The organism is Desulfovibrio oxyclinae DSM 11498 (genome assembly GCF_000375485.1).
Taxonomy (GTDB): Bacteria; Desulfobacterota; Desulfovibrionia; order Desulfovibrionales; family Desulfovibrionaceae; genus Pseudodesulfovibrio; species Pseudodesulfovibrio oxyclinae.
In genome coordinates this window covers 95,192-108,723 of record NZ_AQXE01000011.1, presented here as the reverse complement: position 1 = coordinate 108,723, position 13,532 = coordinate 95,192, and the positions used below count along the sequence as shown (strand labels likewise).

General features: G+C 58.9%; 12 protein-coding genes. 4 read left to right on the top strand and 8 right to left on the bottom strand.

Going from position 1 to position 13,532, the window contains the following annotated elements; all coding sequences use genetic code 11:
• The first annotated feature begins 40 nt into the window (after nt 1-40).
• A complete protein-coding gene (locus B149_RS0112790) occupies nt 41-1,195 on the top strand; it encodes an iron-containing alcohol dehydrogenase (RefSeq protein WP_018125562.1) in 1,155 nt (384 codons plus the stop codon).
• Here the strand turns inward: B149_RS0112790 and B149_RS18040 are convergent.
• The 8 genes from B149_RS18040 to B149_RS0112745 form a co-directional block, all read right to left on the bottom strand.
• The gene (locus tag B149_RS18040) at nt 1,192-3,444 is read right to left on the bottom strand and encodes an ATP-binding protein (RefSeq protein ID WP_018125561.1); all 2,253 of its coding nucleotides are present in this window, start codon (nt 3,442-3,444) and stop codon (nt 1,192-1,194) included. The genes B149_RS0112790 and B149_RS18040 overlap by 4 nt on opposite strands.
• A 12-nt stretch (nt 3,445-3,456) precedes the next feature.
• Entirely contained in the window at nt 3,457-4,215 is a 759-nt protein-coding gene (locus B149_RS0112780; RefSeq protein WP_018125560.1) for a transporter substrate-binding domain-containing protein, read from the bottom strand.
• A 242-nt stretch (nt 4,216-4,457) separates the two neighbouring features.
• The gene (locus tag B149_RS0112775; protein ID WP_018125559.1) at nt 4,458-5,210 is read right to left on the bottom strand and encodes an acyl-CoA dehydratase activase; all 753 of its coding nucleotides are present in this window, start codon (nt 5,208-5,210) and stop codon (nt 4,458-4,460) included.
• Entirely contained in the window at nt 5,211-6,488 is a 1,278-nt protein-coding gene (locus B149_RS0112770) for a double-cubane-cluster-containing anaerobic reductase (protein ID WP_018125558.1), read from the bottom strand.
• 113 nt (nt 6,489-6,601) lie between these two features.
• Nucleotides 6,602-6,877 (bottom strand): mercury methylation ferredoxin HgcB, encoded by a 276-nt coding sequence (gene hgcB, locus B149_RS0112765; RefSeq protein WP_018125557.1) that lies wholly within the window; start codon nt 6,875-6,877, stop codon nt 6,602-6,604.
• Nucleotides 6,877-8,034 carry a mercury methylation corrinoid protein HgcA gene (gene hgcA / locus B149_RS0112760; RefSeq protein WP_252396623.1) on the bottom strand — a complete coding sequence of 386 codons (1,158 nt, stop codon included), beginning with the start codon at nt 8,032-8,034 and terminating at the stop codon, nt 6,877-6,879. Before hgcA ends, hgcB begins: the two co-directional genes overlap by 1 nt.
• Nucleotides 8,034-8,318, bottom strand: coding sequence for an ArsR/SmtB family transcription factor (locus B149_RS0112750; protein ID WP_018125555.1), 285 nt, complete (start codon nt 8,316-8,318; stop codon nt 8,034-8,036). Before B149_RS0112750 ends, hgcA begins: the two co-directional genes overlap by 1 nt.
• 136 nt (nt 8,319-8,454) lie before the next feature.
• The gene (locus B149_RS0112745) at nt 8,455-9,729 is read right to left on the bottom strand and encodes an AICARFT/IMPCHase bienzyme formylation region (protein ID WP_018125554.1); all 1,275 of its coding nucleotides are present in this window, start codon (nt 9,727-9,729) and stop codon (nt 8,455-8,457) included.
• A 175-nt stretch (nt 9,730-9,904) separates the two neighbouring features.
• Between B149_RS0112745 and B149_RS0112740 the strand changes: the two genes are divergently transcribed.
• The 3 genes from B149_RS0112740 (at nt 9,905) to B149_RS0112730 (ending at nt 13,531) form a co-directional block, all read left to right on the top strand.
• The gene (locus B149_RS0112740; RefSeq protein ID WP_018125553.1) at nt 9,905-11,626 is read left to right on the top strand and encodes a methyl-accepting chemotaxis protein; all 1,722 of its coding nucleotides are present in this window, start codon (nt 9,905-9,907) and stop codon (nt 11,624-11,626) included.
• 145 nt (nt 11,627-11,771) lie between these two features.
• On the top strand, nt 11,772-12,152 hold the full coding sequence (locus tag B149_RS0112735) for a hypothetical protein (RefSeq protein ID WP_018125552.1): 381 nt from the start codon (nt 11,772-11,774) through the stop codon (nt 12,150-12,152).
• Nucleotides 12,153-12,256: 104 nt separating this feature from the next.
• Nucleotides 12,257-13,531 carry an adenylosuccinate synthase gene (locus B149_RS0112730; RefSeq protein ID WP_018125551.1) on the top strand — a complete coding sequence of 425 codons (1,275 nt, stop codon included), beginning with the start codon at nt 12,257-12,259 and terminating at the stop codon, nt 13,529-13,531.
• Nucleotide 13,532: the final 1 nt, after the last annotated feature.

The window sequence follows — 13,532 nt, the reverse complement described above, 5'->3', positions numbered from 1 at the left end:
AAGAATGAATGAAAACAGCAAATACGGTGGAGTATAGAATATGCATTTCAACTTTCGAACACCGGGCAGAATTCTCTTCGGAGCCGGGACCGCATCGGAACTGCCGTCCATAGTCTCCTCATTTGGCAAGCGTGTCTGTGTGGTGACGGGATCCTCGCCCCAACGGCACGATGACCTGACGAATGCGTTGATGGAGTCAGGCGCGCAGGTATTGGTTCAGCCGACGCAGGGAGAGCCGGATACGGATGCGGTTGCCGCATTGTGTGAGAAGGTCCGGGAGTTCGGGGCACAGGCACTGGTTGGCATCGGTGGCGGCAGTGTTATTGACGCTGCCAAGGCAGTGTCCGCGCTGGCTGCCAACCCCGGTGATATGTTCGAGCATCTCGAAGTGGTCGGGAAGGGGGAGCCGATTACAAGGAAGCCGCTTCCGCTCATCGCCATTCCTACAACGTCCGGCACCGGGGCAGAGGTTACCGCCAACGCCGTTCTGCTTTCGCGGGAACACGGGGTGAAGGTCAGCCTGCGTTCGCCCATGATGATTCCCGAGGTGGCGCTGGTGGATCCGGAGCTGGCCGTGGAAATGCCCCCCGGAGTCACGGCTTCCACCGGAATGGACGCGCTGACGCAGTTGCTTGAGGCGCTCGTGTCTCGCAAGGCGACCCCCATGACCGACGCCCTCTGCCGCGACGGTCTCGCGCGGGCAGCCGCGGCGTTGCCCGATGCATGGCATGATCCCGAAGACATGGAGGCCCGGGAGGATATGGCGTATGCGGCCATGCTTTCCGGCATTGCGTTGGCTAACGCCGGACTCGGAGCGGTGCACGGATTTGCCGCGCCGATCGGTGGACGCTTCGAAGCGCCGCACGGTGCCGTGTGCGCCGCGCTTCTGCCGCATGTCATGAGGGCCAATATCGAGGCGCTTCGAGAGCGCGATTCAGGCTCGGACAGGCTTGCCGCCTATGCCGGAGCCGCCTGGCTGCTTTGCCGAACGGCCGACGCCACCGTGGACGACGGTGTGAGCGCGGTTGCCGAGCTGTGCGGGGAATTGGAGATTCCGGGCCTTTCCGCCTACGGAATGGGAAAGCAGGATATCGAGCCGATGGTGGAGGCCGCTGCGGCAGCCAGCAGTATGCGCGGCAATCCTGTGGATCTTACCCGCGATGAACTCAGGAAGATTCTGGAGAACGCGCTCTAGTCGAGGGCGTCTATGATGGCTTCCAGCAGAGCGGCTTTGCGCACCGGCTTGGAGAGGTAGTGGTCACAGCCGACTTCGAGGCAGCGCAGCCGGTCCTGATCCATGGCGTTGGCTGTCAGCGCGATGATGGGAGTCCGCGATCGGCCCTCGTCGTCTTCGAGTGCGCGGATCATGCGTGTTGCACCGTACCCGTCAAGTTCGGGCATCTGAATGTCCATGAGCACCGCGTCGTATTTCCCGGTGCGGAACAGGGCCACGGCGTCGGCACCGTTTTCGGCGAAGTCGATCCGTTTCACGCTGTTTTGCAGGAAAAGCTCAATGAGCGCGCGGTTGTTGTCTGAGTCTTCGGCAATGAGCATGCTCAGATCGCGCTGTTGCAGCACCTTTTCCAGTTTCTGGGTCCGGTCCTTTTGGCGTTCGTCGGGGATGTCCTTTCGACTGCCTTTCACATAGGGAACCGTGAACTGGAAGGTTGTTCCTTCACCCTCGGTGGAAAGCACGCTCATGCTGCCACCCATCAATTCCGTCAGGGCGCGGGATATGCTCAGCCCCAGCCCGGAGCCGCCGTATTTACGGGTTGTCGAGGCGTCCGCCTGTGTGAACCTGCCGAAGATGAGTTCCTGTTTTTCCTCGGAAATGCCGATGCCCGTATCGCTGATAGTGAAGCACAGATTCACCCCGTCCGCGTCCCGGCCCGGGCGGGCTTCCACCGTGAGGGAAACGTAGCCTTCTTCTGTGAACTTCACCGCGTTGTCGAGCAGGTTGATGAGTATCTGGCTGGTCCTGCCACTGTCGCCGATGACGACTTCGGGCACGCCATCCGCGATGTTCAAACGGAAATCCACGCCTTTGGCTTCGGCCTTCTGGGCGATGCCGCGCGTGAGTTCCCATATCCGCCTGTCCGGCTCGAACGCATGTCTTTCAAGCTCTAGCTGCCCGGACTCGATTTTGGAAAAGTCGAGGATGTCGTTAAGGATGCCCATCAACAGATGGCTGGAAGTCTTGAAGGTGGTGATGTACTTGAGTTGGCGGTCCGTGAGATCGGTTTCGAGCATCAGGTCGGCCATGCCAAGGATGGTGTTCATGGGGGTGCGAATCTCGTGGCTCATGCCCGCAAGGAAATCGCTTTTGGCGCGTCCGGCCGCCTCGGCTTTGGCCATGGCTTTTTGCAGTTGCGCCTCGGTCTTTCGGTGTTCGGAAATCTCCCGGACCAGGGCCGCATTGGTGCGCTCAAGCTCGTCGGTGCGTTCAGCGATCTGTCTGACCAACCTTGCGGAGCGTTCCACGGAAGAGCCTATGTCATCCAGTTCCCTCAGACGGGCGCCCGGAAAACGCTCCGGGATGTCGCCTCGCTGGACCTGATCGAGAATGGTCACAGAATTGAGGATGGGACGCAGAATGTCCCGCCGTACAAGCAGGACGACCATGCCGAGTCCGGCGAGAATAATCAGAAAACACGCGGCTCCTATGGCCAAGGTCTGTTTTGATTTTTCAGCAATGACCGTGAACCGGTCCGAGGCCGTGCTGACCGTGCGGGTGGATATTTTCCCGACATTGGTGTCCAGAGTGGAAGATATTTCGGTCCACATCTCGTCTATGCGGCCACCCAGAGCGGCACTCTCTCGAAGATGCTTCACCATGGTGCGAAGCGGGGTAGCCTGTTTCGGATCGAGCTCGGGGCTGTCTGACTCCGTCTGAAGCATGAGCTTTTCAGCTATTATGGCGAGGTCTTCGGAGTCCTGTGTGCGCAGCGCCTTGAGGCCCAATTTGAGGGCCGGGGTGCGATCGCGTCCGCCCGACATGCGTTCAAATTCCTCAAAACTATCAGCTGCATGGGTCATGAGCTCGTGTTGTTCGCCACGCAGGGCATGGATGGTGCGCATCCTTGTGGCGACCGAATGGGCTATGGAAGCCATGGAAGGCGTGCCGTCGAAGGTGGCATCCTGTGAAAGGACATGAGCCGCGAGCATGTACCGGCGCCGTTCCTCGGGATCGTCGCTGCGGTAAAGTATCTGGGCGAATCGTGACAAACGTTCCAGATTGACTGCGGTGCGCAGATTGTCCGAAACAGATTTGAGCACGTTGTCCCGCGTGTCTTCGGAGAGTGTGTGGATGGAGAAAAGGGCGTGTCCGATCAGCAGACCGGTGAGGATCATCAGCAGGCAGATGAGGGACAGATAGCGCATGGCGATGGGCATGAGCCCGTGCCGTGCGCGTTTGAAAGTCTGATCCTGTGTCTGTTCGCTCATGCCGTTGCGGGGCTAGTAGATGCTGAAAGGAAAATAGCGTTTGTTGATTCTGTCGTAAAGTCCCTCTGCCTTGAGCAGTCGGATGGCGCGGTTGATCTCTTTACGAAGTTTGTCGTCTCCTTCGTTCACGGCGATGTGCGAATGGCTGGAGACGTTGTCCGCAGGCAGGGCGGCCCCGGTGTAGTCGAAATCCCGACCTTCGGGCGTTTGGAGAAAGTCGTAAATGGTGAGGCTGTCGCTGAGCATGACGTCGGCCTTGCCGTCCACCAGCATCTTGAAGGCCGCTTTGGTGCTGTCAGCGGTCACCAACTCGCTTTCGGGGTAGTTCTTGCGGATGTACTCGGCCTGAACGGTACCTCGCTGAGCCACAATGATTTTGCCGGAAAACGTCTTTCGTGAGGCGTCGGGAAAGCGTCCTGTTCGGGCGACGAAATTGCTGCGGGAGCGGTAGTACGGAATGGTGAAGTCCACGATCCGGTCTCGCTCCTCGGTCTTGGCGACGCTTGCCACGACCATGTCGAATTCATCGTCAGCCAGTCGCGGCAGCAGCTGTTCCCACGGGGCGGTGACGATACGGCAGTCGCGGTTCATAATGTCGCATATGGCCCGTGCGATATCCACGTCAAACCCGGCAGGCTGTCCTTCTTCGTCAATGTAATTGAACGGAGGGTAGGCGCCCTCGGTGGCCACCAACAGCTCCGGCTGACCTTCGGCCATGACCGGGGTCGCCATCATGAGTGTCAGCAGGATGCACACAATGAATCTGGTCATGCCAACCGGCTCCTAGGGTGAGGCAGACTTCCGGCATGTCGGGAGGCCACCATTTGTAATTGGTACTTGGGGAAAGCAATACCTTACGTTTGAAAAAAAATGAAGGATTGAAAAAGAGAGTCCGCATTTCTCGGACTGTGTGCAGGAATAATCTCTTTGAATCGAGGGTAATGGATGATATTCGGCAGGAGATGGACCGTAGCTCCGCCGGGCATGGCGAGGCTACGGTCCTTCTATGCCAATCAGGCCAACATTGCGGCGCCGAGCGCGCCGGTCATCTCCGGAGCCTCGGGGGTGAGAAGGTCGGGGCCGTCAGCTTTCAGAAGCTGGCGCAGAAGCGATGTCATACAGGGATTTCTCGCCACGCCGCCGACAAAGGCCACGGGGAGCTTGCCGCCGACGCGGCGCAGCATGTTCACGGTGCGGCGCGCAATGGACATGTGCAGTCCCAGGGCGATGTCCTCGGGCCGGGTGCCGCGCGCCATAAGGGACGTGGCCTCCGTCTCCGCAAAGACCGTACACATGCTGTTGATGACCGGGGCGTTCTCTCCCATGAGGGCATACTCCCCGAATTCCTCCACCGGAATCTGGAAGACCGCGGCCGTGTATTCCAGAAACTTACCGGTTCCGGCGGCGCACCGGTCGTTCATTTCGAACTTGAGCACCTTTCCGGCCTTGCTCAGGGATATGGCCTTGGTATCCTGTCCGCCAATGTCAAGAACCGTCACGGCCTCAGGATGTAACGCATGGGCCCCGGTGGCGTGAGCTTTGATTTCGGTGACGGTATCCACCGGGCACGGGAGCCCGGCCTCGCGCACGAGCTCCCTTCCGTATCCGGTTGCCATGCATCGCTCCGGAGCGACGTCGGCCAGCAATTTTCGCAGCTGCGCCACAGGATCGAAGGTGGTGGGCAGCGTGCGTTGCGACACTATGTTGCCGTCGTCCAGCAGAACCAGTTCCATGGATCTGGAACCGATGTCGATGCCTGCGATCATCTACATCATCTCCAGAAACGCTTCCACGCGCGTCTTGAGTTGTTCCGCGTCTTCCATGGAGTAGTCGGTCTCGATGCCAAGCACCGGGATTTCCGCTTCGGAGAGGCGCCGGTCCAGCTTGATGGATTCGTGCGTGTAGGGCTGGCAGAACATGAGCGCGTACTGAATGACTCCGTCAACGTCGAGTTCGCGCGCCATGGATTCCACATTCTGCGGGCGTTCGTCGTTGGGGGTGAAACAGGCGCAGTCGATCTTCATGTAACGGTCCGCGATGTTGTCGAGCATTTCCTCCAGCGTTTCACCGGATTCGTCCACCAGGTCGCGAGAGTTGCGGGTGCCGATGCAGGATTCCTCGCCCACGATGACCGCGCCCGAGCTTTCGATGAGCCAGGGCAGCTTCCAGTTGGGCACGGCCATGGGACAGCCGGAAAGCATGACGCGCGGGGTTCCCTCGGGGACCACGCCCTCGGATGCGGCAATGCGTTCCTCAATTTCATCGCAGAGCTTGTTGATGTTTTCGGTGAAACGGACAGGGTCGTCATAGAAGCTGATCTGGTTGACCAGAAGCACGTCGCGGCCGGAAATCGGGGTGGGTACCGCCGCGCGCAGGGCGTTCAGCCGCTGCAGGGCGCGCCGCTTTTCATTGACGATGCGAATGCCTTCCTTGAGCCGTTCAGCGGTGATTTCGACGCCGGTCAGTTCTTCGAGGGAGTCCTTGAAGCGCAGCACTTCGGATTTCCAAAGCTCGCGGTCCGAGGCTTCCTTGCGCTGCGGAACCTCCATGACGTACATGTTGTCCACGTGCTCGCCGAAGGTCTCGTAGGCTTTTTTCTTGCCGTCGCAGGTGGTCTCGCCCACGATCATGTCGCAGGATTCGGTAAAGGGGCAGAGCTTGGCGAGCTTGAAGCCTATGAAGGACTTGATGAGCGCACAGGTGTTGCGCGGGACGATCTCTTCCGCCAGTTCCTTGCCCGCGTCCGCGCCGGAACACAGGCCGACCTGCACCGCGTCGGCCGCAAGGCTCAGTTCCTCGGGTACGAATACGCAAAAGGTGCCGATGACCTTCTTTCCCTGCGCCTTGGCATCCTGAAGCTCCTTGATGCGCAGGCCGTGGACTTCTGAAAGGACGAAGTCGAGATATTCTGCGCCGTTCAGGCGGCCTTTCTGCGATAGGTATATGTCGCCGTAAAATTTGCCGAGGACTTCAAGCAGGCCGTCATGCGCGGCAAGATCGAGGTCCAGTTTCTCCCACATTTCGCGATACGCGGACTCGGACATTGGTCAACCCTCCTATTGGTTTCATCAATGTCCGGGAGTGTACCCCGATAGCGGAGTGCGAAGGCAAATCGTTTGTCGGCATGGCCGTCTGGGCGAATCATAGGGATTATCTATCAGCAGCAACCGCCGCTGCTGCGGATGCCGAGCCACCGCTTGATGATCAGCGACGCACACCCCACGCCGGGAGTGACGGAAACCGCATCCACCGGGCAGTTCAGTGCGCAGGCGCCGCACTCCATGCACGCTCCGTGGTCAGCCAGCACGACCTTGCCGTCTTCCAGCCGGAAAACCTCATGGGGACACACGGCGAGGCACATGCCGCACCCGACGCATTTTTGCGTGTCGAGACTGAGTGTGGCCATTCCTTCAAGGTAGCGAAAATCCTTCATCAGGCACCTCCCGTGATAAAGGGCATGACGATCCAGAGCGCGAGTCCGAGCAGCGCGGTGACGAGCTGGAAGGGGATGCCCCGTTTCATTTCATGTTCAACCCCTGTGGGCGAGGTGAACGGCGTTGAGCCGGTGAAATTCATCATCATGAATGAACCGGCAGCCGTACCGATCAACACCGGTCCCGGCCCCGAAGCCACCATGAACGCCGTGCACGCTGCAGCGATTGCCCCCAGAAGCGCGCCATGAAGCCAGAACATGCGTCCGGGTAGCCGGGACATGAGCAGGGGGGCCAGCGCCGTGCCGCCCAGGAATCCCGCAAGGCCGGTTAGAAACGCATCCCAGCCTCGGGACCACGCGGCATGAACGTCATACCCCCATGGCCCTATTCCGCCCAGCAGCACAAAGAGGAGCAGGGCAAGCAAAATCCAACGCCAGGCCATGACGATTTCAATGGGTATCAGTTCAGCGCGCTCCTTGAGCGTAAAGGATACGGCGCGCATGTCGTCCGTGGTCTTCAGGCCGTTTTCGATGAACGCTTTGAGGTCCGAGGATCGGACGGGGCCGTATTTCACCTTGAAGCCGGTGGCCTTTCTCACTTCATGAGCGGCTACGCCCGGAGCTCCGAGTTGGGGCAGAATGACCGAACGGTGGCCGACGAGTTTTTCAAGGCCCGAAGAGCGTATCTTGCGGATGACCTCATCCGTGGAGAACAGGGATTTGCCCGCCGCGCACCAGACATTGATGCCGCGTGTGTCAATGACCAACAGCCAGACATCGGTACAGGCGAGATCGCGCCGGACGACGTCGAAGGTCAGTTTGTAATTGGCCGTGACAATCACCGGAGAGTCCGGGCCTGGGTTGCCCACAGCGTGGACGCCCGGCGTGACGCGGTAGTTGGTGCGTATAAAGCCCGTGCGGACAAGGAACGTTCCAAAGTGGTCCTTGAAACGGATTTTCGAGGAAATGCGTGGAACGGTTCCTGCGGGAGTTTCCATGAACTCTTCGACGAAACCGCAGATGTCGTATCCGGGACGTTCGTAGACCCCGGCCTCGGGGTCGGGCTGAGGGCCTCAGCAGATTTCTTCCGTTTGCGACGAGGGAGCCATCATTGGCTGATTGAACATGACGTCGTTCAGTTCTTTGAGATCATTCATTATCGTTCTCCGAGCGCTTGCATCAGGGTCCCCATATCGGAAATGGCTTCGGGGTTGACGCAGTAGCAGGTCTTGGGGCCTTCGATTTCGCCGTGGATCAGTCCGGATTCTCGCAGGACCTTTAAGTGCGCGCTTACGGTGGACTGGGCCAGCGGCAGTTCATCCACGATACTGCCGCAGGTGCAGCGATTGATTTCGATGAGCTTGCGAAGGATGAGCACCCGCGTGGGGTGGCCCAGTGCCTTGCAGTATCCGGCCAGACGTTCCGTTTCGTGTTCTTTCATGATTCCATCCATCGTTAATCGTCGATTGACGATAGGTGTTCCGGCGTTGGATGTCAAATCCTGGTGCGGGGCAAGGTGTCCAAAAAAAGGCCTTTCCGGTGTGGAAAGGCCTTTTCAATGTAATACTAGGCGGTTGCTAGTGCTTGAAGCTGCGCTGGCCGGTGAAGACCATGGCGACCTGCGGGGTGGCCTCGTTGACGGCCTGAATGATCTCGTGGTCGCGGATGGAGCCGCCGGGTTGGGCGATGGCGCTGACGCCCTGTTCAATGCACAGGTCCACGCCGTCGCGGAAGGGGAAGAAACCGTCTGAAACAGCTACGGAGCCGGGGAGGCCACCGCGTTCTTCCTCAGTCTGTTTTTCGATCTGTTTCAGGGTGGCGGCAAGGGAGTCGTCTTCCTTGGCTGCCAGTTTGAGCTCGAAAAGGCTTTTGCCGGTCTTTTCGAAGGCGAGCAGGTCGGAGTGCTTGGTGTACGCTTTGCCAATGGCGAGGAGGACGCAGCCGACACGGTCCTGTTCTCCGGTCCCGACCGCCACCGTGGCGCCGTCCTTGACGAACAGCACGGAGTTGGAGGTCACGCCGGCTTCCACTGCCCATGCGAAGAGCAGGTCATCTGCCTCGCGGGCATCCGGAGTGCGAGCGGTGAAGGCGTTGCCGTCCTTCTCTGCGCTGGCGGAAATGAAGTCTTCCTTGGCGAGGATGCGGTTGCAGAACGAGAACTGAAGCACCATGCCGCCGTCCATAAGGGACTTGATGTCGAGGAAGGGCTGGCCTGCGAGCTTTTCAAGTTCTTCGATTCCCGGAATCTGAAGAATGCGCAGGTTCTTTTTGCTCTTGAGCAGTTCGAGAGCATCGGCATCGTAGGCCGGGGCGGCGACAACTTCGAAGTAGGCGGAGTTGACAATCTCTGCGGTGGCCTTGTCCAGCTTGCGGTTCACGACGATGGCTCCGCCGAATGCCGCAATGCGGTCGGCCTTGAAGGCGCGGTCCAGCGCGGTGGCGAGACCTTCATCGGTCCATGCGGCGCCGCACGGGTTGTTGTGCTTGAGGATGACCGCTGCGGGCTTTGCGGAAAGATACTGAAGAATGTTCAGGCCGTTATCCACATCGGTCAGATTGATTTTGCCGGGATGCTTTCCTGCCTGAAGCATGTGCTGCTCGGTCAGGGCGCAAACAAGGCCCTGTCCGGGGCCGCGCAGCTTGACGCCGCCGATTTCCAGTTCGCCTTCGACCGGCTCGAAAAGAGCGGCGGGCTGGTCGGGGTTTTCTCCATAGCGCAGGCCCTTGGTCTCACCGTCGATCTCCCACGTGCGCTTGCGGAAGGCCATTTTCTGCCCTCCGAGCTCAATGGTCATTTCTTCGGGAAACGGGTCCTGCTGAAGGGTCCGGTACATTTTCTTGAGATCGCTCATGACTCCTCCGGTTTGTGGGGTGAGGTCTCATATCACAGGACCAACCGCCGGGCAACGGGCTGTTAGCGGCGTTATTTTCTGGGAAAAAATGGTGCGGTTTCTCTCTGTTTGTGTACTGTTTAATCAGGAATCCAGAGTAAATGACCATCTTGTGTTTCGACTACCGGAGGGCGGAATGAAACGATTTTGCGACTGGAAGATGCAAACGAAGATTCTTGCTATCTTTGGCGGAACGGCAGTGATAATCCTTGCCGGGCTCCTCGGTTACTTCCTGCCTGTAACCGGCAACGCTCTCATGCAGGAAAAGCGCATTGCAACCAGAAGTGTGGTGGATGTGGCTTACACCCTCATTGAAGGGTACGCCAACATGGCTTCCTCCGGAGAGATAACCGAGCAGGAAGCCAAGCAGGCAGCCATGAATTCCGTACGCTCGCTTCGCTATTCCGGGAATGAATATTTTTGGATTCAGGGTATGGACGGAAAGATGATCATGCACCCCATCAAGCCGGATCTCGATGGGACGCAGGTTATCGGTCTCAAGGACGAAAACGGCAAGTCGTTCTTCAGGGAAATGGTTGAGGTTGCCAAGAGCGAAGGCTCCGGCTTTGTCGATTACGTCTGGCCCAAACCCGGCAAGAAGCAGCCTGTTCCCAAGGTTTCTTTCGTGAAGAATTACCAGCCATGGGGCTGGATCGTAGGCTCCGGGATTTACGTGGATGATGTCGAGGAGCAGATGAATGGATTGCGTCTGAAGATCATCATCCCTTCCATCGTCGTGATCGCGTTGGTCCTTTTGATCGTGGTCATGGTCGTCAGAGGCATGGTCGGCCCCCTCCAGTCCGCGGTTGCAGCCGCCCGCAGGCTCGCAAAGGGTGATCTCACCGTCGAAATCCCCAAGGGGTGTCGTGATGAATCGGGGCAACTGGCCGATGCAATGCGTGGCATGGTCAGCGAGCTTCGTGATGTCGTGGCCTCGGTTCAGGAAGCCAGTGAGAACATGACCGCGGGCAACGAAGAGCTCGCATCGGCATCTATGGAACTGTCACAGGGTGCGAACACGCAGGCTTCCGCCGTGGAGCAGGTTTCCTCGTCCATGGAGCAGATGACTTCCAGTATCAGCCAGAACGCCGAGAACGCTCGGGAGACGGACTCCATTGCAGTGAAGGCGGCCTCTGATACCGAAAAGGGCGGCGAGGCCGTCCGGAAGACCGTCGAGGCCATGAACCAGATCGCGGAAAAAATTCTCATAGTCGAGGAAATAGCTCGACAGACCAACCTGCTTGCTCTCAATGCGGCCATCGAAGCAGCCAGAGCTGGTGAGCATGGCAAGGGGTTCGCCGTGGTTGCGGCGGAAGTCCGAAAGCTCGCCGAACGTTCCGGGCAGGCGGCTGCCGAAATCAGCGAACTCTCCACTTCAAGCGTTGCCGTGGCAGAGGAAGCCGGCGACCTGCTCTCGAAGATCGTGCCGGATATTCAGCGGACCTCGGAACTCATTCAGGAGATATCCACTGCCAGCGATGAGCAGACTTCAGGGGCCGAGCAGGTCAACTCCGGCATTCAGGAACTGAACAAGGTCGTGCAGCAGAATGCTTCTGCTTCTCAGGAAGTTGCCTCAACCGCCGAGGAGCTTTCGAGTCAGGCCGAACAGCTGCAGGAAAGCATAGGCTTTTTCAAGGTTGCCAGCGGCAGCAAGGAGCAGAGCCGTTACGCAAAGCCCGCAAAGAAGCAAGCCAAGAAGAAGCCGCAGGCAAAGTCCGCAGGCAAGGCAAAGCCGCTGCCTTCTTCCGGGAATACTCCCAAGAAGAAGCCCAAGGATTCCAACGATGGCGGGGGCGGTGGCAGCACCGACTCCGGAGCCATGATCAATCTGGATGACGACGAGTTCGAACGCTTTTGATACTCGACGTGCATAACCTCCTGAGGGGAGGCCGCCTCCGACGGTCGGGGGCGGCCTTTCTGTTTGGTCATTAGTCATTGGCTGCCGGCGGGGAATCTGCTATGCAAGCCACGGCATTGCCAATCAAGGAGAGATAGAAACCACCATGGCAGAATCGTATCTGGAAAAAGCGCTGGTCAAGATGGCGCGTCAGCTCAACGCCTATGACGAGGCCTCTCTCATGAGCGTATGGGAAAAATACGCCGAGCGTGTGCGTGAATTCGAGCCGACCAAACGCTGGGAGGATGACGTGCTCGTCTTTTGCCTCCTGCAGTCCGTGCGCTTGAAGAACCAGCTTTTCAATCACCGCTGGAGCGAATCCCGAAATCCCGAACCGCAGGACGGCGGGATTGATTTGACTGCGCTTACCGCGCCTCAGGGCAGAGTGAAGGGCGAGCAGGCCCCGGAAGAGGGCGATCCCGCCGAAAACGGCGATGATTCGACTCCCCGCGGCAAGGTGCTGCGCTTTACCCCGCGAGACAAGTAGCTGCAGTTGACACATCTTCACGTATTCATTACGCAAGATTACCGTTTTGTGGTCAATTTACGGGTTGCAGCTTTGCCTCGGCCCGCGTCAAGGAGCGTTGAACAATGGCTAACGTAGTGGTTTTCGGCTCCCAGTGGGGGGACGAGGGCAAGGGGAAGATCGTGGACATGCTCGCGGAGAAGGCTTCCGCGATCGTCCGCTTCCAGGGCGGCAACAACGCCGGACACACGCTGGTGGTCGGCGGCGAGAAGTGCATCCTGCACCTTATCCCTTCCGGCGTGCTGCATCCGGGCAAGAAATGCCTCATCGGTAACGGCGTCGTGCTGGATCCCAAGGTTTTTTGCGAGGAAATCGACAAACTCGCCGCACGCGGCCTGGATGTCTCTCCCTCGCGTATGATGATTTCCAAGAAGACGCATGTGATCATGCCGTATCATTGCGTCATGGACGCGGCTCGCGAATCCACCAAATCCGACAGCAAAAAGATCGGCACCACCGGGCGCGGCATCGGTCCCTGCTACGAGGACAAGATGCATCGCTGCGGCATCCGTGCCGCTGATTTTCAGGACAAGGTGCTGCTGCGTGAAAAGATCAAGCGCGGACTCGAAGAAAAGAACGTTCTTCTCCAGCACCTTTACGGGGTTGAGCCGCTTGATGCGGATGATATTTACGAAGACATCCTGCCGTACGCCGAACGTCTCGTTCCGTATCTGGGCGATGTCTCCACCGCCATCCAGAAGATAAACGAAAAAGGCGGCCGGGTCCTTTACGAAGGCGCACAGGGCACACATCTGGACATCGATCACGGCACCTATCCGTTCGTGACCTCCAGCAACACCGTGACCGCCAACGCGGCCACGGGCTCGGGAAGCTCCCCGCGCGATCTCGACCGCATTATCGCCATTGTCAAAGCGTACACCACGCGTGTCGGCGGCGGACCGTTCCCCACCGAACTTTTTGACGAAGTGGGCAACTTCATGCAGGAGCAGGGCGGCGAATACGGCGCCACCACTGGCCGTCGCCGTCGCTGTGGTTGGCTCGATCTGGTGGTGCTGCGTGAATCCGTGCGTCTCAACGGTCCCACCGAGCTGGCCATCACCAAGCTAGACGTGCTTTCCGGGCTCAAGGAACTCAAGATCTGCACCGGGTACAAGTACAACGACGAGATCGTTAATTATCCGCCGCAGGAGCAGAACGGCATGGCCAACGTGGAACCTGTCTACGAAATCCTGCCCGGTTGGGATGAAGACATCACCAAGGCCAAGAGCTGGGACGACCTGCCGCTGAACGCCAAGAAGTACCTGGAGCGCATTCAGGAACTCACCGGTGTGACCGTGGGACTGGTGTCCGTCGGCCCCGACCGTGAACAGACCTTTTAGG

Coding starts and splice junctions, on each gene's coding strand:
- B149_RS0112790 (WP_018125562.1), top strand. CDS start 41: ATGCATTTCAACTTTCGAACACCGGGCAGAATTCTCTTCGGAGCCGGG.
- B149_RS18040 (WP_018125561.1), bottom strand. CDS start 3,444: ATGAGCGAACAGACACAGGATCAGACTTTCAAACGCGCACGGCACGGG.
- B149_RS0112780 (WP_018125560.1), bottom strand. CDS start 4,215: ATGACCAGATTCATTGTGTGCATCCTGCTGACACTCATGATGGCGACC.
- B149_RS0112775 (WP_018125559.1), bottom strand. CDS start 5,210: ATGATCGCAGGCATCGACATCGGTTCCAGATCCATGGAACTGGTTCTG.
- B149_RS0112770 (WP_018125558.1), bottom strand. CDS start 6,488: ATGTCCGAGTCCGCGTATCGCGAAATGTGGGAGAAACTGGACCTCGAT.
- hgcB (WP_018125557.1), bottom strand. CDS start 6,877: ATGAAGGATTTTCGCTACCTTGAAGGAATGGCCACACTCAGTCTCGAC.
- B149_RS0112750 (WP_018125555.1), bottom strand. CDS start 8,318: ATGAAAGAACACGAAACGGAACGTCTGGCCGGATACTGCAAGGCACTG.
- B149_RS0112745 (WP_018125554.1), bottom strand. CDS start 9,729: ATGAGCGATCTCAAGAAAATGTACCGGACCCTTCAGCAGGACCCGTTT.
- B149_RS0112740 (WP_018125553.1), top strand. CDS start 9,905: ATGAAACGATTTTGCGACTGGAAGATGCAAACGAAGATTCTTGCTATC.
- B149_RS0112735 (WP_018125552.1), top strand. CDS start 11,772: ATGGCAGAATCGTATCTGGAAAAAGCGCTGGTCAAGATGGCGCGTCAG.
- B149_RS0112730 (WP_018125551.1), top strand. CDS start 12,257: ATGGCTAACGTAGTGGTTTTCGGCTCCCAGTGGGGGGACGAGGGCAAG.